Origin of the sequence: Streptomyces sp. NTH33 (assembly GCF_003236365.1) — a bacterium.
In the GTDB taxonomy this organism is placed as follows: Bacteria; Actinomycetota; Actinomycetes; order Streptomycetales; family Streptomycetaceae; genus Streptomyces.
Genome location: NZ_POTZ01000885.1, coordinates 1 through 1,385, shown reverse-complemented (window position 1 = coordinate 1,385; position 1,385 = coordinate 1). Strand labels below are relative to the sequence as shown.

Genomic DNA, 1,385 nt, shown 5'->3' with positions numbered 1-1,385 from the left:
GGGCACCCCCTCCTCGAAGAGCCCGGGGAGGCACCCCGCAAGCGCGGGCAAGCCGCCCCACCCGGCTCGCACCGGCTCCGGGCACCCGCACCGCTCGGGGTGCCCGGAGCTGCCACCGCGCCGCGGGCACGGGTACCGTCCGCTTTCATGGACCGCAGCTTCGACCCCGAGGGCACCGGCATCACCGTCCAGCGCGCCCTCGAACTGCCCGGCCTCCGCAGCGGCCTCCCCGAGGTCCTCGCCGGCGCCGACAAACTCACCCGTACCGTCCGCTGGGTGCACGCCGGCGAGGTCCCCAACATCGCCTCCCTCCTCAAGGGCGGCGAACTCCTGCTGACCACCGGCTACGGCCTCGGCACCCGCCCCGCCGACCAGCGCGCCTTCGTCCGCACCCTCGCCGACCGCGGCATCGCGGCCCTCGTCGTGGAGCTGGGCCCCCGCTTCGCGCGCCTGCCCGCGGCCCTCGTCGAGACCGCCCGCACCGCCGGTCTCCCGCTCGTCCAGCTGCACCGCGAGGTGCCGTTCGTGACGGTCACCGAGGAGATCCACACGGAGATCGTCAACGGCCACTACGCGCTGCTCCAGCGGGCCGAGGAGGTGCACCGCCGCTGCACCCAGGCGCTGCTCGGCGGCGGCGGTGTGCCCCAGGTGCTGGCCATCCTGGCCGGTTTCTGCGGCAACCCCGTCTTCCTGGAGACCCCGGACGGACAGCTGCTGTACGCGGCCGGCTCCGGCCCCGAGGGCGCCGATCCGCTGCAGGTCTGGGAAGGGCTGCGCGGCCAGCACAAGGACGCCTCGCCGCCGGCCGGTTCGGTCCTCGTGGACGTGCCCGGCGGCGGCCCCGGCACCGGCTCGGTGCGCGCCCGGCTGGTGATGCTGCCGGTGCGCTCGCCGCTGGCCCCGGTGCACCGGATGGCGGCCGAGCGGGCGGCGGGCGTCCTGGCCGTGGTGCTGATGCACGCCCGCCAGGAGGAGGAGCTGGCGGCGCGCGGCCGCGGCGACTTCCTCACCGACCTCGCCGAGGGCCGTATCGCCGCCGAGGACGCCCCCGCTCAGGCCCGTGTGCTCGGCTTCAAGCCGGGCAGCAGTCCGCTGCTGCCCGTCGTCATGCGCCTGGGCGACACGCTCGCGCCCGCCGGGGGCACCGCAGGTGCGAGCCCGGCGGCCAGTGGCGGAGGCTGGGCGGTGCTGGCCCGCGCGGTCGCGGAGGAGCTGGCCTCGGTGGGCGTGCCGGTGCTGCTGGGCGTACGGCCCGTGGAGGGCCGTGTGCCGCTGCTGGTCGGCCTGCGCTCGGAGGCGGAGCGGCCGGCGGTCGCGGACCGGGTCGCGGCGGCGCTGCGGGCGGGTGTGGAGCGTGCGGGGATGCACCGGCCGCTCCGCCTCCG

At 77.3% G+C, this 1,385-nt stretch carries 1 protein-coding gene; it reads left to right on the top strand.

Annotation, left to right across the window (positions count from 1 at the left end; genetic code table 11):
• Positions 1-147 precede the first annotated feature (147 nt).
• On the top strand, positions 148-1,385 hold a 1,238-nt coding region (locus C1I97_RS37255; protein ID WP_111007285.1), incomplete at its 3' end, for a PucR family transcriptional regulator ligand-binding domain-containing protein.